Annotated in this window: 18 protein-coding genes; 7 read left to right on the plus strand and 11 right to left on the minus strand. The window is 58.5% G+C overall.

All coding sequences use genetic code 11. The features are described from left to right. Positions 1-27: 27 nt before the first annotated feature. The 3 genes from BN1241_RS02225 to BN1241_RS12740 all read right to left on the minus strand — a co-directional run bounded on the left by BN1241_RS02225 (position 28) and on the right by BN1241_RS12740 (position 2675). Positions 28-573, minus strand: a complete 546-nt coding sequence (locus tag BN1241_RS02225) for a response regulator transcription factor (RefSeq protein ID WP_054952091.1) — start codon at positions 571-573, stop codon at positions 28-30. Then, the gene (locus BN1241_RS02230) at positions 536-2272 is read right to left on the minus strand and encodes a winged helix-turn-helix domain-containing protein (protein ID WP_147599214.1); all 1737 of its coding nucleotides are present in this window, start codon (positions 2270-2272) and stop codon (positions 536-538) included. The genes BN1241_RS02225 and BN1241_RS02230 overlap by 38 nt, the downstream gene beginning before the upstream one ends. Before the next feature lie 148 nt (positions 2273-2420). Then, positions 2421-2675 (minus strand): hypothetical protein, encoded by a 255-nt coding sequence (locus BN1241_RS12740; protein WP_147599216.1) that lies wholly within the window; start codon positions 2673-2675, stop codon positions 2421-2423. 958 nt (positions 2676-3633) lie between these two features. On the opposite strand from BN1241_RS12740, the gene BN1241_RS02235 reads away from it, so the two are divergent. Next, positions 3634-9252 (plus strand): DUF5979 domain-containing protein, encoded by a 5619-nt coding sequence (locus tag BN1241_RS02235; protein WP_054952093.1) that lies wholly within the window; start codon positions 3634-3636, stop codon positions 9250-9252. A gap of 204 nt (positions 9253-9456) precedes the next feature. On the opposite strand, the gene BN1241_RS02240 is transcribed toward BN1241_RS02235, so the two are convergent. Next, entirely contained in the window at positions 9457-10197 is a 741-nt protein-coding gene (locus BN1241_RS02240; protein WP_230198243.1) for a M23 family metallopeptidase, read from the minus strand. A gap of 299 nt (positions 10198-10496) precedes the next feature. Here BN1241_RS02240 and rpsB point away from each other — a divergent pair, with 299 nt between their 5' ends. The 4 genes from rpsB to BN1241_RS02260 all read left to right on the plus strand — a co-directional run bounded on the left by rpsB (position 10497) and on the right by BN1241_RS02260 (position 13241). Further along, a complete protein-coding gene (rpsB, locus tag BN1241_RS02245) occupies positions 10497-11384 on the plus strand; it encodes a 30S ribosomal protein S2 (RefSeq protein WP_054952094.1) in 888 nt (295 codons plus the stop codon). A 13-nt stretch (positions 11385-11397) separates the two neighbouring features. Then, a complete protein-coding gene (tsf, locus tag BN1241_RS02250) occupies positions 11398-12240 on the plus strand; it encodes a translation elongation factor Ts (protein WP_054952095.1) in 843 nt (280 codons plus the stop codon). A gap of 249 nt (positions 12241-12489) precedes the next feature. Beyond that, the gene (locus tag BN1241_RS02255) at positions 12490-13008 is read left to right on the plus strand and encodes a hypothetical protein (protein WP_054952096.1); all 519 of its coding nucleotides are present in this window, start codon (positions 12490-12492) and stop codon (positions 13006-13008) included. A gap of 38 nt (positions 13009-13046) precedes the next feature. After that, positions 13047-13241, plus strand: a complete 195-nt coding sequence (locus tag BN1241_RS02260; RefSeq protein WP_054952097.1) for a helix-turn-helix transcriptional regulator — start codon at positions 13047-13049, stop codon at positions 13239-13241. Positions 13242-13341: 100 nt separating this feature from the next. On the opposite strand, the gene BN1241_RS02265 is transcribed toward BN1241_RS02260, so the two are convergent. Then, positions 13342-15411, minus strand: a complete 2070-nt coding sequence (locus BN1241_RS02265) for a bifunctional metallophosphatase/5'-nucleotidase (RefSeq protein WP_054952098.1) — start codon at positions 15409-15411, stop codon at positions 13342-13344. Between the two features lie 153 nt (positions 15412-15564). Then, entirely contained in the window at positions 15565-15876 is a 312-nt protein-coding gene (locus tag BN1241_RS02270; protein ID WP_054952099.1) for a hypothetical protein, read from the minus strand. Positions 15877-16173: 297 nt separating this feature from the next. On the opposite strand from BN1241_RS02270, the gene BN1241_RS02275 reads away from it, so the two are divergent. Beyond that, positions 16174-16653, plus strand: coding sequence for a GNAT family N-acetyltransferase (locus BN1241_RS02275; protein ID WP_077138236.1), 480 nt, complete (start codon positions 16174-16176; stop codon positions 16651-16653). A 275-nt stretch (positions 16654-16928) separates the two neighbouring features. Here the strand turns inward: BN1241_RS02275 and BN1241_RS02280 are convergent, their stop codons facing one another. From BN1241_RS02280 to pta, 3 genes are all read right to left on the minus strand, one after another. Then, the gene (locus BN1241_RS02280) at positions 16929-18086 is read right to left on the minus strand and encodes an acyl-CoA dehydrogenase family protein (protein WP_054952101.1); all 1158 of its coding nucleotides are present in this window, start codon (positions 18084-18086) and stop codon (positions 16929-16931) included. 239 nt (positions 18087-18325) lie between these two features. After that, a complete protein-coding gene (locus BN1241_RS02285) occupies positions 18326-19504 on the minus strand; it encodes an acetate/propionate family kinase (protein WP_054952102.1) in 1179 nt (392 codons plus the stop codon). A gap of 15 nt (positions 19505-19519) precedes the next feature. Continuing rightward, positions 19520-21091 carry a phosphate acetyltransferase gene (gene pta, locus BN1241_RS02290; protein WP_054952103.1) on the minus strand — a complete coding sequence of 524 codons (1572 nt, stop codon included), beginning with the start codon at positions 21089-21091 and terminating at the stop codon, positions 19520-19522. A gap of 99 nt (positions 21092-21190) precedes the next feature. On the opposite strand from pta, the gene BN1241_RS02295 reads away from it, so the two are divergent. Then, complete coding sequence (locus BN1241_RS02295; protein ID WP_082418164.1) at positions 21191-22063, plus strand: SURF1 family protein; 873 nt, start codon at positions 21191-21193, stop codon at positions 22061-22063. Positions 22064-22227: 164 nt separating this feature from the next. On the opposite strand, the gene BN1241_RS02300 is transcribed toward BN1241_RS02295, so the two are convergent. Beyond that, positions 22228-22572 (minus strand): hypothetical protein, encoded by a 345-nt coding sequence (locus tag BN1241_RS02300; protein WP_054952105.1) that lies wholly within the window; start codon positions 22570-22572, stop codon positions 22228-22230. A 94-nt stretch (positions 22573-22666) separates the two neighbouring features. After that, the gene (locus BN1241_RS02305) at positions 22667-23899 is read right to left on the minus strand and encodes an MFS transporter (protein WP_082418165.1); all 1233 of its coding nucleotides are present in this window, start codon (positions 23897-23899) and stop codon (positions 22667-22669) included. Between the last annotated feature and the right edge of the window lie 74 nt (positions 23900-23973).

The raw sequence follows: 23973 nt of genomic DNA on the forward strand, positions 1-23973 counted from the left end.
TCCTGATAAAGGACTATCGGTTGAGCACTAGCTGATGCGGAGGAGTCCGAGGCTCCGGGCCGCCTTGACGGCGTCCTTCCGGTTCTTGACAGCAAGTTTCCGGTAGATGGACTGCTGATGAGAACGGATCGTCGCTACAGAGAGAACCAGCGTGTCCGCGATTTCCTGAGCGGACATGGTGGATTCCAGGTAACCGAGGACCTCCTGCTCACGTCCCGAAAGTGGTGAGCTGAGGGTGACGGCACCCTCGATCCGAGCATCGTCACGAGCGATCTGGGCCAACACAAAATCACGATGCTTCGTGGGTTGCCCGATATGGGCAACGAGCAGATCTCGCACGTTCTTATCCATGTTGATAAACGGTGCGGCAACACCCTCCGGCTCGGCGAAATCGAGACAGCGTTCGAGAAGCTCGTGCGCGGTGTCCTTTTCACCTCTCTCCCAGGCGACGGTTGCGCGGATGAAGAAATTGCCTGCGGCCGTGTAGCTGACCAGGGTATTTGGTTCGATGTTGCTGAGGATCTTGAGAGCCTCGTCAGGATAACCAAGACGCCGCCACAGGCTTCCCACCATGACGTACGTCGTTATTCATCCCATGCCCGGACTTGATCGTTCCCAGATAGTTGACGGCCGCCGACTTGTCACCTATGGCCCGGTGAATGTGGGCGGCTGAGAGGGCTTTGTATGCGGGCCAGGGAACCCCGTGCGATTCGACATCGGAGACCTTCGTGAGCGCCTTGAAGGACTCGCCCCAAAGTTCGCTGTCATTGATGAAGCTGGCCGCGCATGCCATATAGATTCGGCCGAGGGCGGGGTTGGAGGAGACGGTGCCACCGTAGGAGTGGAGCTCCTGCCCGTACTTGACGGCGAGCTCCATGTCTCCCTGCCAGTAGGCGGCGATCTGGGCTGCCATGGCATCGACTCCGCCATCAAAATGATCGAATAATGTGGATGAAGAGGAGGCTTCGCCACTTGACGGCGGCATCCTGCTCAGCACCTGGCGTGTAGTCGTGAACTGTCCAGCAAACGACAGGGCGAAGGCAAGGTTCGCGGAAGCCCGGTTCGCGAGGGAATAGTCTCCATTGCCCCGGGCTGCACCCGCAACGGCAGACAGGAGCCGGACCGCTCGCTCAGGCTGGTGCCGTAGCCGTATCATCCTCCATCCGACCAGGAATGCTCGGTGAATTCCCTGCCTGTCCAATAGATCAATCTCACGCAAGCTCTCGTTCGCTGTGTTGACGTTGCTGACGAGCTCCTTCGTGTCATCTGAAATAATGAGTTTGACGAGCATCCCGGTCTCTTCCGAACGCTGCCTCCGGTCGTCATCGAGAAGTTCGAGGGCAGCGTCGGCTCTCGTGTGGAGTACCTTTCCGCCTGCATAGTCGCCAGCCATGTCTCGGCAGGCTGCCAGGATGTAAAGAATTGAGGGGGTGGATCTTTGCGGATTGGAGAGCTGGAAGCAGTAGTTCTCGAGCAAACTGCCCTGACCGCTCGTCACAAGTAGAATCCACACGTCCTCGATCGTTTCGAGAATGAAGTCGGGATCGCCCGAGCGGATCGCATGTATGATCGAAGGACCCGGATCAACTTCCCGCATCCACCGCGACGCAGCTTTGTTTGCCTCCTCGAATCGGCCCGGGCTCCGACGCTTGAGAATGGCCTGACAGGCCTCCGCAAAATACGAGTGCCAGCGGTAGTTAATCTCATCACCACTCACGAGGGGCTCGAGGAAGAGGCCCATGCGGCGGCATTCATCTGCAAGAGCCGGGGCATTCTCATTCTGCGTCAGGGTCGTGACCAGGTCTGAATCGAATCGGTTGACAGCGGTAGCAAGGAGAATGAATTCCTTGAGCTCGTCCCGCAATCCGGCTAGTACGTGATCTTCCAAGTACGCCGCGACGGTAATGCGGGCGGCCTCCGAGGTCAGCTCGTGCACGTCGGCATGCTGGTTGGAGGACAGGAGGAACAATTGCACGATAAGCGGCCACCCCCTGGTGTTCTCCCACAGTTCCGCACTGTAGCCTGGCGTGTTTGCAGTGGAGGAGGAAGACTTGTCGATGAGGTTAACGACCTCCTTCGTAAAGGGGAGAATCGCGCTGTCGAGAAACCGTGCCTGAGCTGCTGCCACCTGCTTCGTCATCCATGACGCAACAGAGTGCGTGCCCGAAATGACGATCCGCAACCTTCCACCCGAATGAATGGCGAGGGGGACCGCAACCTGCATCATCGCATCCTTGTTCGAGAAATGCGCATCGTCAATCACGATCGTCAAAGGACTCTCATTGCACAGTGCCTCGAGGATCGCATTCACACCCTCTTCAACGGTGCTATCACCGTTGAAGAGACGAGTCTGAACGTTACGTAGCTCGAGGTTGTCGGGTACGAGGCTGATGAGGGCCGCGAGGATTCCTGACAGTAGTTCACTCGGCTGCTCGTGATCCGCCAGCAGGATAAACCAGGCCGTCGGATCCTTCCGTTCCTGGGCCCACAGGGAGAGCGTGGTTGTCTTGCCGAAACCCGATGGGGGTTTTGAGGATCGTCAGGGGATAACGCGATACAACGTCTTCGATCTGACGGTAGAGAGATGGACGCGAAAGAGCGTCGGGATGCACCTCGGGGACGCGGAGCAGGAACCAGGGTGGGGGCCGCCAGCGCTGAATTGATGGTGCTGTCATAGCGGGGGTAAAACAATGTAAATCATCGACAAATTCATGCGAATCGAATTCTGTTCTATCTGACCAAGAAGAAAAGTTGCGGCTCGTCCGTTCGGATGTGGGCGCTATTTGTTGCGATTCGTGTTATTTGTTATAACTTTGTCCGATTTGAGCTATATATGAGAAGGTCAACCTCTACTTCGCCGCATTGAGGGCTTGAATGATACTTCAACGTCGACTCTATATTAATTGTATACCGATTTGTCACGTATTTGTGGGAAATAAATTCATGTTGACGACGTCGACATGAATTTATTCATTAATTGATGATGAATTTTGAGGAATTTCTTCCGAATTTTATGAATTCGTTATGAACGAGCTCCATCATCGCCATGTATCGATTGGAACCAGCACACCTGCTAGTAACTGACATCACTAGCAGGTATGCTGGGCTTTCGAACATCCTCATCGCGAGCGGAGGGGTGCTATGGGGCGGCAATGGTTCGGTCATGCATTGAGTGGCATATGGCTGGATTTGATAGCGAACCCTCCGTCTTGCGTGTGCTTCTCAAGGGGCGACACTCGGTTAGTGCATTGGGCACCACTCGTGTTTGACCGATTTGTCACAGGTGGCGTTCCCCGGGCTCAGCCCCGGGAATTCAGCATGCCTCTTGACCGCCACGTGGGAGACGAGGTGGGGGTGAGCGCGCACCGATGTTTCGGTGCTCGATACGGCCTCGACCAATCCAAGTAAACCGCAGGGCAACTTGCACATCTCCCGATGTCTTTGATTAGCCCACAACTCAATTCATAGCAGTGCCGCAGTGAAGGCATCCGAACAACACAACACATAAATCCCGAGACATAGAAGGGGAATGATATGTCACAGCTAGCGCAATCTGCGTTGGTGCGGGGCAGTAGAGACCGAAGTCTCTGGCGCCGCATTGTCGCCATATTGGCGGCATTATTCATGGTGGGGATGAGCACGGTTGCTCTACCCACGGTTGCAAACGCAAACCCAAACGTTGATGTCAAGATCGACAGTGTCCAGATTGGCGAGGGTTCCGGTGAAGGCGGCCAGCTCATCCTGGGCGATCAGGTAACGATCTCTGGAACCTGGGATGCATCTGGTGCTGACCCGCAGGCGGGCGAAACCTTCTATATCGGGCTTCCTCCCGAGCTTGGTTTCCTGTCCAACGTTTCGATCAACTTCATGGGTGAAACCCCCGATGGTGAGAGGGTTGCGTGGGCAACGTGCTTGACGGATGCTGACAGCGACATTGTTACCTGTACGCTGACCGATTACGTGACCCAGTTCCCTGAAGAAGTTCACGGTACTTTCGAGTTTGAAGTCAGGGTTGAACTGACCACGACGGAAGAGCAGCTCGTCTTTGACCTTAACGGCACGGATGGCCTTGTTGAGCTTCCGGGCGAGGGCGGCATCGGCGACGGCATCGAGATCTCTGAAGAGTGGACCAAGACCGGTCGGATGAATGAAAACAACTGGTCGATGACATGGCGTATTGAAGTGCCGGGGTCGCGCCTTGTAGAACAGGATGCCGTCACCATCAAGGACACGCTGTCTGACACGCACATCTTGTGCGAACCTGCTGGATTGCAGATCCACAAGGTCCGTGGTGATAATTACGACAACGTGACGAGCATTGGCTCAATCGACAAGACCGATGATGAGCAGGTCTTCAATATTGTTCTTGAGCCGGGCGAAGAAGGCTTCTCCGCCGATCACACGTACCGGATTGAATATCAGACCTGCACGCCCGACGGACGCATTGATGCCGTTGAAACTGAGTACCACAACACCGCTTACATCGAGATCTTTGGTCGCGATGGCGAGCGCGGAGTTGGTATCAACCCCATGATCTGGCACGGTCCGATTAATAAGTCTGGATCGGTCCTCGGTGGTGGCGATCGTAACGGCAAGATTGCGTGGACGGTTACCGTTCCCGGCAACAATCTTGTTGGCAAGGATGGTTTCAACCTGACGGAAACCCTGGGTGATGGACACGTCGTTGGTGCCGATACGATTTCGGGCATCACGATCGTGGAACAGTACGGGCCGAGTAATCAGCGCCGCGTCAACATCACCGATCAGCTTGACGCTAACGTGGTAAGTCAGGACTCCAAGAGCTTCGAGATCGACTACTCGATCAAGTCGAGCTCCGACTTTGAGTTCAAGGAATCTGACTACCGCTACCAGATCAGCTACTACACATACGTGGACCAGACTGAACTGCCCAACGGTGGTACCAAGTACTCCAACACGGTCAATGTTGATGGCGCCGTCAAGACGGGATCGTCAACGGTTCCCGGTCGTTCCGAGGGTAAGAACGGTCGGCTCAACGGCCACACTGTCGTCCTTGACGGAGTTGACCACTACCCGCAGACCACCATGACCTGGCAGGTCCGCATCCCCGGTGAAAAGATCGAGGATGCTGAGGGTTCGATGGTCCTGACCGACACGCTGACCGATGGTCACGAGGTGTGCCTGGCAGGAGACCCGTCGGGTGGTCTCAATGATCGTCTTGGCCTCTCGTTCCTCGCCGAAGACCAGATCAGTGGTGGCGGTCTCGATACCGTTAATCTGTCTGACTCCGTGACCACGACCGAAACCGAGGATGGGCTCAAATTCTCGATCCCGTACCCGACACTTGTGCAGCCAGATGGCACCGAGGCAGAGGGCTTTAGCCGTGAATACCAGTACGTACTGACCTACACAACCTGCACGACGTCCGGTGGTATGGATGCCCCAGGCACGACCTACGGCAACTCGATCAAGGGCGAATCAATCAGTTACTCCCGTGAAATTACCCAGTCGAACCGCGGCAGCGGTACCGGTTCCGGCGTGGCACGCGGTTCCTTCGAGATCTCGAAGCTCATCAACGAATCTGCACCGGGTGCAGAGTATGTTGCGGACGGACAGAACTTCACTGTTCACGTTCAAGAAATCGATCCGGCGGGCAATCTTGCGATTGAGTATGACCTTCAGGTCCCGCTCAACGGCGATCCGGTCGCGGGCCTCAACGCTCGCGGTACGGGATGGACGGCTGTTCTGACCGAGCCGACGTTCCCCAAGGTCAATGGTGTGGTCTTCGGTGACCCTGTCTTCTCCGAAAGCGAAGGCGTTGCAGTATCCGAAGATGGCAAGACCGCCACGGTTTCCCTTGCACCTCGCTCCAATGTTTCCGTTGAGCTCACGAACAACACCCAGCTGGGTTCGATTAGCCTCGAAAAGGCTGTCGACGCTCAGGATGACAGCATCATCCTGCCCGTACGCACCTACAGGGTGACCGCTCACGTCGACACCTCCGCCCTGGGTCACCAGGTTGGTGAATTCAAGGACGTGACAGTTGAGCTCACCCCTGGTGAGCCGGTGGTCATCGACAACCTGCCCATCGGTGCGACCGTCACGTTCTCCGAGTCGGGACTCGAAGACGACGACCACATCACGTGGGGCACCCCGACATTCAGCCCTTCCTCTCTCGTGGTTTCGGCTGACACCGTGAGCACCCCTGCGCAGATCAACGTTCTCAACACGGTGACCCGTACGGTTGGTACCTTCCAGATCGTCAAAACCGTTGATGGTGCGCAGGCAGACAACCCTGCAGTACCGCAGACGATCACGTTTAACGCTGAGTGGGACGAGGAAGGTACTCCCGGCAGTGCAGTTCTCGAGGTCCCGACCGACGGCACCCCCGTTGCTCTCGGCCACGACCTACTCATTGGCACCCGCGTCAAGTTGACCGAGGACATCCCCGCCGATGGTTCCGCCATTACCTGGGGTACCCCGACCTGGACCGCAAGCGGCGTGACTGTAGATGCGACGAACATGACCGTCTCGATCGTCCGCGGTGATGATGTCACCGTTGCGATTGAGAACCACGCCAACACGTCGATAGCTTCCCTTGAGCTGATCAAGGAAGTCACCGGCGAGGCAGCTGGCGAAGTTTCGGCAGCAACCGAATTCCCGGTCACCGCAAGCTGGACCGACGCCAACGGCGAGGAGCAGTCCGTCGATCTCATGATCAACGGTGAGCGCCCGACCCCGCTCGGTGTGGACCTGCCCGCAGGTACCGTTGTCACCCTGACCGAGGGCGACAGCCCCGAGTTCACGACCGTGGACTGGGGCGCTGTCACCATCGCTGGTGACCGCGTCACCGACAACGAAGATGGCTCGGCAGAGGTTGTTATCTCCGACCGGCAGGGCGACGTTTCTCTCGTCACCGTCACGAACGAAACCAACTGGGCTGCCAGCACCTTCACGATTGCGAAGGACCTCGCCGATACCCCGGGTGCACAGTTCGTTCCGGACGGCACCGTCTTCACGGTCCACGTCCAGGAATTCGACGCCGATGGTGTTGCAGCGGATGAGTACGACCTTGAGGTCCCCGTCAACGGTGATCCCGTCGAGTTCTCGAACTTCTTCGGACCCGGCTGGACTGCAGTCCTGACCGAACCGACCTTCCCCGAGGTTGATGGTGTGGTCTTCGGTACCCCGGTCTTCACCGGCGGCGAAGGCGTCACCCTGACCGACGACGGTGCTTCGGCAATCGTGGCCTACAGCCCCGGTGTCAACGCGACCGTTGGCCTCACCAACGAGGCACAGCTCGGTTCGATCAGCATCGTCAAGAACGTCGAAGGTGGAGCAGCCGAGCAGCTGCTCGCTGAGGAAGACGCGCGCACCTACCAGGTGACCGCATCGATCAACACCGATGCGCTCGGCGACAACGTTCCCGCCCAGGAAGATCGCGTGATCGAACTGACCGCAGGCGAACCGGTTGTCATCGACAACCTGCCCATCGGCGCAGTTGCCACGTTCTCCGAAGCTGAGCTCGTTGACGACGATCTCTACACGTGGGGCGAACCCACCTTCTCTCGGGAGTCTGTCACGGTTGAGGCTGGCCACGTTGATGAGCCGGCAACCGTCACCCTGACGAACACCGTGGAACGCACCGTTGGTACCTTCTCGATCTCGAAGCGCGTGACCGGTGAACAGGCCGATAACCCGGCCGTTCCCGAAACTGTCACAATCGAAGCTACCTGGGATGAAGAAGGCACCCCCGGCAGTGAAACCCTGACGGTTCCGACCGACGGCACTGCCGTACCGCTCGGGCACGACCTGCTGATCGGCACCGAGGTCACCTTGACCGAGGTTCCGCTCGAGGACGGTTCGTCGATCGCGTGGGCACAGCCCGCATGGACTGGCGACTCCGTCACGATCGACGGCTCGTCCGCAGTCGTTCAAGTTACTCGCAACGCTGACGCACACGTCACCGTAGAAAACCACGCAGCCACCTCGGTTGCTGGCATCAGCCTCATCAAGGCTGTCTCCGGTGAAGCGGCTGGCGAAGTTGCACCCGAGACGGAATTCCCCGTTACGCTCACCTGGACAGATGTTGATGGTGAAGAGCAGGTACGTGAGCTCGTCATCAACTCCGTCGAGCCCACCGAACTCGGTGAGGACCTGCGTGCAGGCACCGTTGTCACCGTGACTGAGGGTGAACGCCCCGGCTTCGCCACCGTCATCTGGGATGACATCGTCATCGGCGGTAATGGTGTCACCGATTTGGGTGACGGCAGCGCCGAGATCGTGGTCTCCGACCAGCAGGGCGATGTCACTCTTGTGACTGTTACGAACGAGGCAACCTGGGCACCGGGCACATTCTCGCTCGCGAAGAATGTTGAGGGCGTCCCGCTCGACAACCCTGAGGTTCCCGAGACCGTCACCGTCACCGCATCATGGATCGTGGCTGCCGAAGACGACGGGGAAGCGGGTGACGAGGATGCAGAGCCCGGTCTTGTCACCGTGACCAAGGACATCGAGATCCCGACCGATGGCACCCCCGTTGCCTTCGGTGAGGACCTGCCGCACGGCACCGAGGTCACCCTGACCGAGGCACCGCTCGCAGACAACGCTGCGTTCTCGTGGACCACTCCCACGTGGGCTGAGACCGATGGACTCGTTGTGCACGAAGATGGTTCGGCAACCCTGACCATCGCGGCAGCACAGAACCCGACCATCAACCTGACGAACACGGCGGAGGCCATCCTCGGCAACCTGGTGATCGTCAAGGACGTGACGGGTGATGGTGCAGGACTTGTTGACGGTTCGACCGTCTACCCGGTCACCGCAACCTGGACCGACCTCTTCGGTGAGGAACAGGTTGCTGACATCGAACTCGTTGCGGGCGAACCGTACGTGCTCGAGAATCTGCCGTTCGGCACCGAGGTGACGCTCGTCGAGGGTGACTTCGAGGTACCGGGCACGGTCACCTGGGAGGAAGCAACCTGGACCGCAGTGTCCGAGAACGTCTCCGTCTCGGCTGATGGTCGCGAGGCCATCATCACCGTGACTGACGAGGCCGGCGCTAATGCTTCGCTGACACTCGAGAACGAATTCCATGCCGTTCCCGAGAAGCCGGTGGCGAAGCCTACCGACAAGGGCCCGGACACCAACGGCAAGGGTGGACTTCCGTTCACCGGTGCCAGCGTTGGAGAATTCCTCCTCTGGGCGACGATCCTCGTCTCGGCCGGTGCACTCATCGTGTACCTGGTTCGCAGAAGGAACGCACTGAACTAGCAACAAGCTAGTCACTAGAACATCCAGTAACTGAAGGCGGCGCCGGCCGGGAGCAATCCCGATCCCGGCGCCGCTTCACATATCCCGGAACCCTCCCGGCATCTGCTCGCCGGCAAACCCGGATGCTTTCGTTGGGAACACAACTTGAAGAGCAGCACTTCATTCACGTGCACATCAATCACCTGCACTACATTCACATGCACGTCATTCGCCCGCAGGGTAGAGGCGGATCGTGACCTCACCAAGGAGGGAAAGTGGATCGTAGTAGCGGTCACCGCGCTTCGCGCCCCAGTGCAGGCAAGCGCCGATGAGGCAGTGCCCTTCCTCAATGGTCCCGATGACATCGCCCGTCTCGACCATGTCCCCGACACTGACGGAGGGAGTGACCGGCAAGTATGTTGTTCGAAGCCCTGTATCGTGCTCGATCGATACCACATTGTTGTCCACCACCTGCCCCGCAACAGCAACCCTCCCAGGGCCGGCCGCTCTGACTTCTTCACCGGGTCGCGATGCCAGGTCAACGCCCCGGTGCCCCGGTAGCCAGTTGTGTTCAAGATGATCAAAGGCGCGCAGCACCGTGTGGGAGGACGTTGGGTAGTCGAAAGTACCTGACGGACGAACGGACGAGTCGACATCACGACCACTATTTGCTCGGTTGCTCACCTGTTCGGGGTTACTCCCCACAGACTCCCACGTGAGCTCCGGATCCGTGGAGGCGAGCTCGAGGAAGAGATGAGGGACCTCCTCTGCGGTGCCTGAACTGTTTTCTACGGATGGAGTGGCGGAAGTGGCTCCAGTTCCAGAGTCCCGCACGTCGGTGACAATGAGTGGCAGGGGAGTGGCGCTCACGGATGGTATTGATTGTGGCGTGGCGCTTGCGGTGCCCATGATCAAACTTGCCCCCATGACGAGCGTTGTGAGCGCTGCGTAAGTTCGTGTTCCCATGAATGAATCCTCAACCGAATCGCTCACCCACCCTCCGTTCGGAAGGTGGTCCGTGAATGTGGTGAAAGTTTCGCTTTTGTGGACGAGGATCACAGGCTGGGAGCCCAGGGAACATGGTGGGATCACGGGGTTTTCAGTTATGATAGGTAGGCATTCGGTTTATCCGAATGACTTCGCGTGTCCGAACACACCGACGATTCCAGTCCGCAAGGTCCTTCGTCGCCGGGCACTAGGGACGGAACCAACCGGTTCACGTCAACAAACTGGAACCGCGCACAATGCGCAATGAAAGGCTACACATGGCAGTCGTAACCATGCGCCAGCTCCTCGAGAGCGGCGTCCACTTCGGGCACCAGACCCGTCGCTGGAACCCCAAGATGAAGCGCTTTATCCTCACCGAGCGCAACGGTATCTACATCATCGACCTTGAGAAGACGATCGAAGATATCGAACGTACCTACGACTTCGTGAAGGAAACCGTCGCACACGGCGGCACCATCCTCTTCGTGGGTACCAAGAAGCAGGCTCAGGAAGCAATCGTTGAGCAGGCAACCCGCGTTGGCATGCCCTACGTGACCGAGCGTTGGCTAGGCGGTATGCTCACCAACTTCCAGACCGTTCACAAGCGCCTGCAGCGCCTCAAGGAGCTTGAGCTCGTCGACTTCGACGACGTCGCCTCCTCCGGTCTGACCAAGAAGGAACTTCTCATGATGTCGCGTGAGAAGGAAAAGCTTGAGCGTACCCTCGGTGGTATCCGCAACATGAACAAGATTCCTTCCGCGATCTGGATCGTCGACACCAAGAAGGAACACCTCGCCGTGTCCGAGGCCAAGAAGCTCAACATCCCCGTTGTCGCTATTCTTGACACCAACTGTGACCCGGACGAAGTTGATTACCGTATCCCCGGTAACGATGACGCCATCCGTTCCGTATCCCTCCTGACCCGCGTCGTTGCCGACGCCGTCGCAGCTGGCAAGATCCAGCGCGCCGGTGGCGAAGCGACGACCGAAGAAGAGCCCATGCCCGAGTGGGAGCGCGAGATGCTCGCCAAGGCAGACGCTCACGACGCCCAGGTTGCAGCCGATGAGGCAGCAGCCGGTGCAGAAGTAGCTGAAGAGGCCGCTCCTGCTGACGCCGCCGAGGAGACCGTCCAGGCGGAAACCACCACCGAAGCCGATCAGGCCTGAGAGGTAACCATTCATGGCAAACTACACCGCCGCTGATATCAAGGCTCTGCGCGAGAAGACTGGCGCAGGCATGCTCGACGTGAAGAACGCACTTGCCGAAGCTGAGGGCGATTCCGCCCGCGCAGAGGAACTCCTTCGTCTGAAGGGCCTCAAGTCCATCGCCAAGCGCGAGGGCCGCACAGCATCCGCAGGTCTTGTTGTATCCGAAGTTGTTGACACCGACGGTGGCCAGACCGGCTACCTCGTCGAGCTCAACTCCGAGACCGACTTTGTTGCCAAGAACGACACCTTCATCACCTTCGCTAACGAAGTTCTCGCAGCTGTCGTTGCAGCTGATGCGAAGACCGTGGAAGAGGCTCTCGCAGCTCCTGCGGCTGAAGGCACCGTCCAGGATAAGCTCAACACCGTCCAGGCTGCCATCGGCGAGAAGCTCGAGATCGGTCACGTTGCTACCGTCACCGGTGAGCACGTTGCGGCCTACATGCACCGCACCGCCACGGACCTGCCCCCGCAGGTTGGCGTTCTCGTCGCTTCCGATGCGGCTGGCGCAAACGTCGCACACGATGTTGCTGTCCACATCGCAGCTCTCAACCCCACCTACCTCGACCGCGAATCCGTTCCGGCTGAGGTCGTGGAGAACGAACGTCGCGTCGCTGAAGAGGTCACCCGCGCAGAAGGCAAGCCCGAGCAAGCCATCGCCAAGATCGTGGAAGGCCGCCTCGGTGGCTTCTTTAAGCAGATCGTGCTCCTCGAGCAGGCCTACGCGCGTGACCCCAAGCAGTCGGTTTCGCAGATCCTTCAGGCTGAAGGCGCAACCGTGACCGCTTTCGCACGTGTCCGCGTCGGCAACGAGTAAACCCCAGTTGCTTACTCACGCATAAAACGGTAGGGAAGCCCCCGCGCAAGCGGGGGCTTCCTCGCATTCAGAATGCTTTGACCAAGAATCACGGTGAAATAGTGGCTCGTGGATAAGAGCCTATGCAGTCCAGTTTTATCTGAATGGATCTCCCGTTTCGTCAGAAACAATTGCATTATGTCAAACATTTTTGACACCAAATGTTAAGGATGGTTGACTTTAGTCGTGCCTAAGGAACGGGAGAGTGTCATGGCTGATCAGGATTTTGATGTTGCTGATGAACGAGAGCATCAGGTGATGGGAGTTGCGGCGCGATCGGCACTCAATACGAACTTCGTGACAGGAATTGTCCTCTCACTCGTGCTCTTGGCCCTGGGATGGATTGCATTTGCTCTCATCATGTTGGTGGTGGCAATCATCCCTCACCTTTTCTTCGTAGCGAGAGCAGGTCGGGACAAGGTTGACGTCCACGTCATTGCCCACCGCCAGCACAAGGACACGTGGCGGAAACTGTTTCTCGTTTTCTTTGCCTTCATTGTTCTTCTGGCAGGAATTGCTGCCTACTCGGCATCGACTGGTTTGCCTTTGATCCCTGGACTGTTCTCTGCCGAGATAACCCCGGTCATGGAATCGTTCTTGACGGGCTTTGCCGTCGGTGGCCTCATCGGTGGCCTGGGAGGGCTTATCGCTACCGTTCGGGCCACTAGAAAGGCCTCCGTAGAATTGGAAGCTGAATCAGATGGCGACTTCGGTGATGAATTCGAGTAGGTCTTGGTCTTCGTGCAACGCGGCAACGGGAGCATGCCATGAGTGATGCCATGCGGGGGAGGCGCCGGGAGCTGAAGCTCACCCAGGCTGAGCTTGCCAAGGATGTGGGCGTCTCCAGGCAAACAATTATTGCCATCGAGGGTGGCGACTATGCACCGAGCGTGTTCCTTGCTCTCGATATTGGAAAAAGGCTGGGCATGACGGTCGAGGAACTGTTCGGCAAGCACGACTGAAGAAATCCTCGGCAGTGGAATTTTCTCTGATTCTTGTGAATGAGAAAAGGAGTCAGCCCCGAGGATTACTCGGGGCTGACGCTACCATTGAGTGGTCTTGTTACTGGATTCGGTTGACACCGGGGGTGTCGATTCCGTCGCCATCCCAGTCACCGATGATGATCGAGTCGGTTGCCCGACCGTAGGCAATCACGGTGTCTGCTGGTCCGCCCTTGTGGGCGTTGTTGATGTGGAAGACATTCTTGCGGACAAGCGCGATCGTGTCGGTGCCATCCCCATCGAAATCTCCGGAGTAGGCGCGGTCACCAATACGACCGTAGTTGTACGAAGTGTCGGCATTGCCGCCACGGGGCGAGTTCACAACGTGGAAGGTGGAGCCACGGCGGACCGTGATCGTATCCGTGCCATCCCCGTTCCAATCACCCGTCAGTGCCTCGTCCATTTGCCTGCCGTAGTTGAACTGTTCATCGGCATTGCCACCCGTGACAGAGTTCTTTAGGTAGTAGGTGTTGCCGCGGCGCAGGCCAAGAGTGTCGCCACCGTTGCCGTCCCAGTTACCAACGAGAACTTCGTCGGTGGCCTTGCCGTAGTTGAACTGAACAGCGGCAGCCCCGCCGGCGAGGGAGTTGGAGAGGTAGAAGGTGTTACCACGACGGATCGCGAGCGTGTCCTTGCCGTCACCGTCCCAGTCACCTGCGAATACCTGGTCGCCACGCTTACCGTAGGCGAAGGCCACGTCGTGAGTGGTGGTGGACCAGGAGTTGGCGAGATAGAAAACGTTGCCCTTGAGCGGAGCGGGAGTTTCCGGCTCCTCCGGTTCTTCGGGCTCTTCAGCGATCACGGTGGAGGATGACACAGTCCAGTTTTTGACATAGAAGTCGGCAGGATCAATCACTTCGTTGGTGATGGCCCAGTCGATCATGAGATCGCGGATCGCTTTCTGCTCGTTGTAAATGACCGGAGCATCGACCACGTGTGGGTATCCGCTACCGCCGGACTGGCGGTAGTTGTTGAGCACCATAACAATCCGGGTGTCGTCCTCAACCGGGGTGCCATCGGGAAGTGTGAGGTTCTCGATGCGGGAGCCGAGATCCTTGGAAATGTTGATGTGGTAATTGACGCCGGACAGAATGTCGTAGGCATAGTCGGGGATGCCGCGGGGGACGTCGGGGTAGACGGCATTCGTGACCTCGTCCCAGTTGATCTCGGAATCTTCCTCGACCTGGGCGTAGTAGCGTGCACCGTACTCGAGGTAGTCACGCAGCTGCTTCCCGGTCAGTTCGACAGCCATGAGCGTGTTGTCGTAGATGTACAGTGCAGCCATGTCAGCCACCGTCACATCACCCTCGTTGAAGACCGCGGTGCGGGAGAACGGTGCCGCCACCGAGACGACGGGCAGGTCCGTATATTCGGTGCCAGCGAGGGCACGTTCAACCTCTTGGGTTTGGACGTGAGAAATGAAGTCCACGATCGCGGTGTCCTCGTAAACCGAGGTGATGGCCGGCATGGTTTCCGTTGCTTGAGCAACAACCTGCGCTACCCATGCGAGAGTCTCGTCGTACCAGGGCTGGATGACACCGAGGATCTCGTCATCAACCTCGTAGTCGACCGCGTTGAGTGCAACTGCAGTCGGCTTCTCCGTATCGGACCAGACAATCTCAGGATTGCCTTCGCTATCGAGTTGGAGTGGAATGTCGACCTGCGAAAGAAAACGAGCATGATAGCCCGGCTGAGTGAAGAGCACTTCCTCACCATCAGCATTTTCTAAATAAACTTCAACATTATTGAGCTGGTGCGAGTGACCGCCCACGATAATGTCCACACCGGAGGTGTGGTTGGCGATCGAGGTGGCCACGTCTTCTTCAAGATCGCCCGCAGTCCACTCGTAATCGACCCTGTCGAGGCCCGTATGTGCAAGGACGATGACAACATCGGCTCCGGCGGCTTCGACCTCGGGAATGTAGCGCTGGACCGCTTCAACCGGTGCCTGGAACTCGAGCGTGTCCTCAACAAGGAGGCGGTCCCAGATGCGGACACCGGGGGTGACAACACCGATGATGCCGATGTCGACCGTTTGACCGTCGGCCGTGGTCTTTTCCACCATGGTCCACGGCGTCAAGTAAGGGTCGGTCGTGCCCTTGTTCAGCACGTTCGCGCCCAGGATTGGCATCTCCAAATTGTCCTCGTACTGGGCCAGGTCCTCCAGCCCGTAGTTGAACTCGTGACTGCCAACAACCCCAGCATCGTAATCCAGGTGGTTGAAGAGAGCAGCAATCGGGTCGACCGTGCCATCGGCCCGGTTCGAGTGGTAGACGGAAGTGAGTTAGTTACCCTGGTTCGCATCTCCGTTGTCGAGAAGAAGAACCGATTCGGCACCCTTTTCATCCCGCACCTGCGAGATCGCGGTCGACAGGTGGTCCATACCCCGCGTATTAGCCGGGTTCGATGCCCCAAAATCAGCACCCGTGTAATAGTCGTATCCCACGGCAGTGCCGTGAGTATCGGTTGATGCCAGGAGGGTAAGGTTTCCGATCTCCTCGTCAGCCTCGGTCGTGTTCGTGGCCGAGGCGAGCGATGGTGCGAGGGCGACCGCGGCAACGATGCCGCCAGTCCATAATTTCCTAGACAGTCTCATGCGTAAAACTCCTTCGTTGAGACCAACTTATGAAGACAGTCTCACAGATGGTTGAGGTAAATGACAGACAGAAAAGACTTGTCCACAGCGGGTCCTGAGGTTTCTTTTGAAATGCTCACCGGTTAGCCACGGTCTCGTAGACAGTTATTCACCAAGCATTTTTGTGGATAGAACTGGCCCAAGAAGCCTGAATTATCGGGAGCCCTACGAGAGCGAAAATCTCGCATTCTGTCATTGGCCAATGTAGGTAGCAGACACCATTGGTCCGGTGAAGAATGGTCGTGCTATAGATAGGGAATGCGTTCACTAGCCATTCGCTCTGCCACCGTGCTCGATGCGGGAGAACTTGCGCGGGTCCACGGCCAATCCTGGGACGAGACCTATCGCGGACTACTTCCCGATTCACTCATCGATTCGAAGCAGGAACGAATGGTCGCGATCTACGAGAAGATCCTCTCTGAACCGGACAATGCTTCCTACTGGGTCGCAACGTGGGACGGTGAAATCGTTGGCCTAGCAAGTGCGGCAGCGCTCGGGCCGGGCGACGTTCGGCTCCTTGAAATCACTTCTCTCTACGTACTGAAATCCCATCAGCGCCAGGGAATTGGATCCATCCTGCTCAACCATGCGGTTGGCACGGCTCCCTGCCTCCTGTGGGTGCTAGAAGGCAACGAATCCGCGATCTCCTTCTACCAAAGCCAGGGCTTTGAACTGGATGGTGAAACTCAGTCACCTGAGATACTCGGCGGTGCCCGCGAACTACGCATGGTCCGATAACGATGAGCCCATCACGTGGAGGACGGGGAAGAGTGGAAACGGTCTGAGGCTCTCGATGGGGGAGGCGCTACTCCACTGAGATTTTCATTCTCGCGCTGACATGCTGGGAGCCGGCCCCGTTTTGTCGTTCATTTCCAGGTAGTTCAGTACGGTGCTTGTCCTGAATCTGCTGGCGAGAGGTGGGGGGACAAATGTTGCCCCCACACCGCACTCCCCGCACCCGCCCAGCACGTGATGCTGAAACCTACTTGCGAGCGGCAGGGATGTTGGTTTTGCTAGTTCCGCTTGTCCTGCTTTTCGACGGGGCCGAGTACGACATTGGCCCACGAGCCGTGCAGGGATTCCTGATCGGAGGGCTGGAAGAGCCCAGCCAGAACGTCACGGTAGAGGCGGGAGAGCTCATTCGAGTTCGAGTAGGAGGAGCCACCCGAGGACCGGATTGCCTGATCAACGGCGTAGAGCGATGCCTCGGCCGCGGCGTTCTTAGCGGCGGAAAGCTGCGGGTACCAGAGATCCCCACGGTCACGTCCGTCCTGGAGATCACGTGCCAGCAGGGTCACTTCGGCGGTTGCTGAGTTCATGCGCAGTGCCGCGCTCGCGAGCCGCCACTGAATATCAGGATCGTTGGCGTACACGTCCTGGTGGAGGACGGACTTGCGGGTCTTGACCTTGTCGGCCGCGACCTCGATGGCTCGGTTGCCGATACCGAGGTAGGTGGCTGCTAGGAACAGTTCGAAGTGGGCGAAGATGCCGAAAACAACGGGTTCCTTGCTTGGGCCGGGTGCCACTCTCTGGAGAACTTGGGAGGCGGGTGCGTGAGCGCCCTCGAGGCGGGTCGAGTTCGACTGCGTCCCCCTCATCCCTACCGTGTCCCAGTCATCGTTGATCGTAAACCCACCATCTTCCCTCCTGAGTAGAGCAAAGACGGAGTGCGGCCCGTCAGCACCGGAATCATCCCTGCCGAACGTCATGAGCTGCGTCCACACGGGGGAGAGGGAGGTGAAGATCTTGAGGCCGTGGAAGGAGTATCCGCTTTCCCCATCGGGCTTTGCCTCCGTAATGGAACCAAAGAGGACGAGGTCGTTTCCGGGCTCGGAAATACCGAAGGCAAAAACGTCACCGTTGACAGCGCCCTCGAGGATCTGCTTGCCCGACTCAACACCATTCTCGACCAGGTGCCGACCAAGACCCACGATGATCTGATGCATGTTGATCGAGAGTGCGGTCGCGGGAGCTGCCTGTGCGAGCCGAGTCTGTTCCTGGCAGATCTCCTCAATCGACAACCCTGCCCCGCCGTACTCTGTCGGAACGAAAGCTGTTAGATATCCAGCGTCCTTCAGCTCCTTGAGATCCTCGTCAGGAAACACATTGTCCCGATCGACCGCGGCGGCTCGGGAATGGATGCGGGAGAGCAGGTCGTCACTGAGAAACATGGGGAGATATTCCTTTCACTGAATACTCTTTTCAGACTATCGTCACCCCTCACAAAAGTTGAGCCGAACAAGCCTGAGGCGAACACGGGGAAACGAGAAAGGGAAAGGACGGGGAAAGGAAAGGACTGGAAGGGCATGTGGAAGGGGAAAGGGTAGAGGTCAGGGGGGATGGGGAAACACCGTGCGGTGCTTCCCCATCCCCCTTACCAGTCGCACTACGTGCTCATGGCAGTATGCGGTTACTTGTTGATGATCTCCATGGCAGCTCGGGCGATGGCGAGCTCCTCGTTGGTGGGTACCACGAGGACCTGGACGGAGGATTCGTCGGTGGAGATCTGACGGATCTCGTCGCCGCGGATCGCATTCTGTGACTCGTCGAGGGTGAGGCCAAAGCCCTTGAGGCGCTCGACGACCTCTGTGCGGAGCAGATCATCGTTCTCGCCAATGCCTGCGGTGAAGGCAATGACATCAAGCCCGCCCATGACAGCAGCGTAGGAGCCGATGTACTTGACGATTCGGTGCACGTAAATGTCGAGGCCTTCGCGTGCGTGAGCGTCCCCGCCCTCGGCGAGTGCCCAGACGGCCCTCATGTCGTTCTCCCCGGCCAGGCCCTTGAGACCTGACTGCTTGTTGAACAGGTTGTCGATCTCGTCGACATTCATGCCGCCCACGCGCCTGAGGTGGAAGATCGCTGCCGGGTCGATGTCGCCCGTGCGGGTGCCCATGACCAGGCCCTCGAGCGGGGTGAGACCCATGGACGTATCAACGGCCTTGCCGTTGACGACAGCGGAGACTGAGGCGCCATTGCCGAGGTGGAGCACGATCTGCTTGAGATCGGTGCGGCCCACGTATTCGGTGACAGATTCGGACACGAACTGGTGCGAGGTGCCGTGGGCACCGTAGCGCCGGATCCCGTACTTGTCGGCAACTTCCCGGTTGAGTGCGTAGCGGGCTGCTTCCTCCGGCAGGGTCTGGAAGAACGCAGTATCGAAGACGGCGACGTGGGGAACATCAAGCAGGTCCCGAGCCACATCAATGCCGCGCAGATTTGCCGGGTTGTGCAGGGGTGCGAGCGGGGAGAGTTCCTCCACGAGGTCGCGTACTTCCGGTGTGATGAGGACGGGGCTGTCGAAGTGGTTACCGCCCTGGACGACGCGGTGACCAACGGCCTTGATGCCGGCTTCGCTGAGTTTGGGGCCGATGGTATCGAACAGGTTGAGCACGTAGCGCAGTCCTTCACCGTGGTCGGCAAGCGGTTCGTCGAATTCGTGCTTCTCACCCCGGTAGGTGTGCTTGATGTGGCTGGAGCCTTCGCCGATCTGTTCGACAAGGCCAACAGCTAGTGCTTCGCCTGACTCCGGATCAACAAGCTGGTATTTGATGGAGGAGGAACCGGAGTTAATGACGAGGACGGTCATGAAGTACCTTTCGAACTAGTTTTGCGCTTGGACTGCGGTGATGGCGATCGTGTTGACAATGTCGTCCACGAGAGCGCCACGGGAAAGATCGTTAACGGGCTTGTTGAGACCCTGGAGGATCGGGCCGACAGCGACCACACCGGAGGAGCGCTGCACGGCCTTGTAGCCGATGTTGCCGGCATTGAGGGACGGGAAGATGAAAACGTTTGCCTTACCTGCGACCGGTGAGTCCGGCATCTTCTTCCTCGCCACGTGCGGATCGACGGCCGCATCGTACTGGATCGGGCCCTCAATGAGCAGATCCGGGTTCTTTGCCCGCGCCAGGTTCGTGGCCTCAATAACTGCCTCCACGTCAGCACCCGTTCCGGAAGCACCGGTCGAGTAGGAGAGGAGGGCAATGCGAGGGTCAACACCGAACTGAACGGCGGTCTGGGCCGAGGACACGGTGATGTCGGCAAGCTGCTGCGGAGTCGGGTTCGTATTGACTGCGCAGTCGCCGTACACGAGGACACGATCCGACATGAGCATGAGGAACACGGAGGACACGATCGAGGTGTCAGGCTTCGTCTTGATGATCTGGAACGAGGGCACAATCGTTTCAGCCGTCGTGTGTGCCGCACCGGACACCATGCCGTCAGCATCCCCCATGTGCACCATCATCGTCGCGAAGTAGGAGACATCCTTAAGCTTTTCAACGGCCTGCTCCTCGGTCATGCCCTTCTTCGCTCGCAGGCGAGCAAGCTCAGGAGCGTAGCGGGAAATGTAGGACTCGTCATCGGGATCAACGATCTGGGCTCCCGACAGGTCGTAACCCTTCTCCTTCGCGCGATTCAGGACTTCCTCTTCCTTGCCGACAAGCACAATGTCGGACACGTCGTTCGAGAGGATAATGGAGGCTGCCTGAAGCACGCGATCGTCACCCGATTCGGGCAGGACAACGCGTTTGCGATCAATGCGAGCACGCTCCATGAGGTCCGTCTGGAACATGAGGGGCGGGCGGATCGCGGGCTTCTCCTTAAAGACCTCAAGGATCGACTCGTCGATCTTGCCGGAGTAGACCTTGATCTCAGGATGATCGTCGTGAATCTCTGCCTCGAGGCCCTCTTGCGGATTGAGAACAAAAACGGAGGTGATGGGAACGTGGGCAGCAGACATTTCTGCAGCAGCGAGCTCAATGTAGCCAGCGGTACGCTCGACACTGCGACGGCTGCCGTCAACAACCATGCCGATCGTGGTTCCGAGGTTGGCTGCGGTGCGTCCCGAACGGCCAATAAGCCCCGGGTTCACCGGGTCGCCTTCCGTGTGTCCAACAAGGAGGACAGCGTCGTAGTCGGTGGAGAACTTCCGGTAGGCGCGAATGATGGCGTTCATCGCAGACGCCTCATCTTCAAAGTAGTGGTCGCGACGGGTTCCGTATCCCGCACCAAACTCTTGAACGACCGGGTCGAGTTCCGCAGGACCGTTCACGTAGGGACGGAATACGCCCACGCGATCGTACGAGGTCCGCAGAATATCAACAATCTGCCTTGCAATTTCAATACCGCCGGTCACCTGTTCGGTTGATGCCAGGTAGAGCGAATCGGCCACGTGATTTCCTTCCGCAGAGCTTCATCCTGATATCTACATTATCGGTCATGAAACAGTTCCGTGTCTTGGTCGATGGCCAAAGTGACATAGGATCAACACATGTCAGGAAGCGGTCGCGGTAGTGATTGGGTGAGGGAAGCGTTCACCCCAAAAATGATTGTGCTCTTCATTCTGCTGGCCATCGCCGCAGGAGTCTGCATCAGGCTCGGCTACTGGCAGCTCGAGCGAGCAACCGCGCGCGGCGCGGAACGCATCATCTCCGAGCACGAGGAGAGGCTGAACTCACCCGCCGGGCCCCTCGACGAGGTCCTCCGCGTCCAAACAAACATGAGGACCGATGAATATGCCCACCCCGTGTACGTGACCGGAACCTACAGCGATGATCAGCTTAGAGTCATCGATCGCGCAGTCGGTGGCGAAGGGGCCGATCTCATCCTCTCCCACCTCACGATCACGGAGGGGCCGGATGAGGGAGCGAACGTCCCGGTCATTCGCGGCTGGGTGGAACCGGGCTCCCCGCTGCCGGCCGTCCCCGACGGTGAAGTGACCGTCTTCGGCTACCTATCCGGCCCGGAAGACTCCATTGGCGGACTGACGGAAGAGACCGCTCTGTCTATCTCTCCGGCCGAGCTCGTGAACGTGTGGGGCAGTCCTATCCTGTCCGGATACATGGTCGAATTCACCCCCACCGGAGTCGATATGAGCCTCGTCGAAGCTGGTGAGCCCGTCAGCTTCACCGCCGAAAGCGCCTCCCCATCGGGAGTGCAGCATGCTCCGGCACCCAAGCCCGTCGAAGAGGGCGGGTTCAATCTTCAAAATGCTGCCTACGCTGCAGAGTGGGTGATCTTTGCAGGCTTCGCACTCTTCATCTGGTTCAGGATCCTCCGCTCCACAGTCGAATCGAAGCGCGAGGAACGCATGCTCGACGAGTGGGCCGATGAACTAATCGCCGAATCCAACGACAGCAAGTAAGTTCCGCAAGGGCAACAAGGAAAACGCGCAAGGGCAGTAAAGGAAACTCTCGGGCACGCCAACGTCCCGTCGTTGATGTCTCTCTGCGCACTGCGAGCCCGTGCAGGCTTATTGATCTATTACAGGTAAGACAGCGACTTAGTTGACGTGGGGGTTAAGGGAGGCTATTTCTCGCAGTAGCCTCTCAGCACCTGTGTCCTGACCAAGCTCGGCAAGCTTCTTCGCCATGGCCACGCGCCCATCAATTTCAATGATGACAAGCCGATGTATTTCATCGGGGAGAGGGTGCGCCGGGCTACTTCTGACGATCCAATGCCAGCGCTTGCACCGGCCACGTGCTCACCAGCAACCAAGCTGGAGTTCTCTGCAGCAGGAACCGATTCGGCATTACCGATGGCGGAGAGAGCTGAGCGCAGGTCCGCGACAGCATCCTGATTGGATGCCTTCATCGCATCCTTCAGCCCGCCACTCAAGGCACTACGCACCGCCGCGGCATTCGTGAAATCCATGGGCTCCTCCGAAGAACCTGCTGACCGAACCAGACTAGCCGAGGACGAGTTGCAACTGGTGAGTGGGAGATCCTGACGTTCTCTCACCCAGTCTTCAGCAGTCGACGCAGGCGCGGTCGCTTTCTGGGGCGGGAGTGCTGGTCTCTGTGGAGAACGTGGGGATGTGGCTGTTGCGGTTGAGGATGAGAGCGATGACGAGAATGACCGTGCCGGCGAGAGCAAGCAGAACGCCGATTGCTGCCGGTGCACGGTATCCCCAACCTGCCGTGACAACGAGACCACCCAGGTAGGCACCCAGAGCATTGGCTGCGTTAAAGGCGGCGTGGTTCATTGCCGCGCTCATGTTCGGAGCATCCGAAGCTGCCCGGAGCAGGCGTGCCTGTAGGCCGGTGGTAAAGAGGCTCATGGCGATGGCGTTGAGGAACATGAGGGGAAGAACGACGTACCAGATGTGCATGAATGCGGCCATGAGCGACAGGATGATCGCCATGCCCAGCACACCCGCGAGCGCGGACTTGTCGATCGAGCGGTCAATGCAGGGACCCGCCACGAGCGATCCCACGGTCATGCCGCACCCGTAGAGAACGAGAACCCACGGCAGGTACTGTTCCGGGATCATCGCAACCTCGGTCATGGTGGGCGTGATGTAGGTGTAGAACGCGAACGAGCCACCAAAGCCAACGGCACCGGCAAGGAGCGGCACCCACACCTGGGTGCGGGTGATGGACTTCAGTTCAGCGCGAGCGGACGACGATTTTGACGCAGGTACGGGAGGGAGGAAGCGGAGCAAGGCAAGGATGGTGAGGATGCCGATGCCGGCGATGATGACGTATGCCCATCGCCATCCAAAACTCGAACCGATCCAGGTCGCGGCGGGCACGCCGATGATGTTGGCGATCGTGAGTCCAAGCATGGTGCGTGCCATGGCGGTGCCGCGCTTCTCGGGCCTCACAAGGCTGGCTGCGATAATAGCGGCAATGCCGAGTGTGATGCCGTGGGGGAGGCCGGTCAGGAACCTAGCCGCAAGCAGGGAGGGCAGGTCCTGTGCAAAGACGGTCAGGATGTTCCCGACGGAGAAGAGAATTGCTGCCCAGATAAGCAGGTTCTTTCGGTCCATTTTGCTCGTTACTGCGGTCAGCAGGGGAGCTCCAACAACAACACCGATCGCATATGCGCTGACGGCCCAGCCTGCCTGCGGATTGGTCACGCCAAGATCGGTTGCGATCCAGGGGATGAGGCTCATGGAAGCGAACTCGGTCGTTCCCACAGCAAAACCACCGGCTGCGAGTGCCGTGAGAGCCAGGGGGACTGAGCGTGCTGAGGGCATGAGTGGTCCAATCAAAGACGTCGTTGAAGGGGGAGCAACCCGGTCCGGAATGGCCCGCACCAAAACGGTTGCCC

Origin of the sequence: Flaviflexus massiliensis, from assembly GCF_001375495.1 — a bacterium.
Lineage (GTDB): Bacteria > Actinomycetota > Actinomycetes > Actinomycetales > Actinomycetaceae > Flaviflexus > Flaviflexus massiliensis.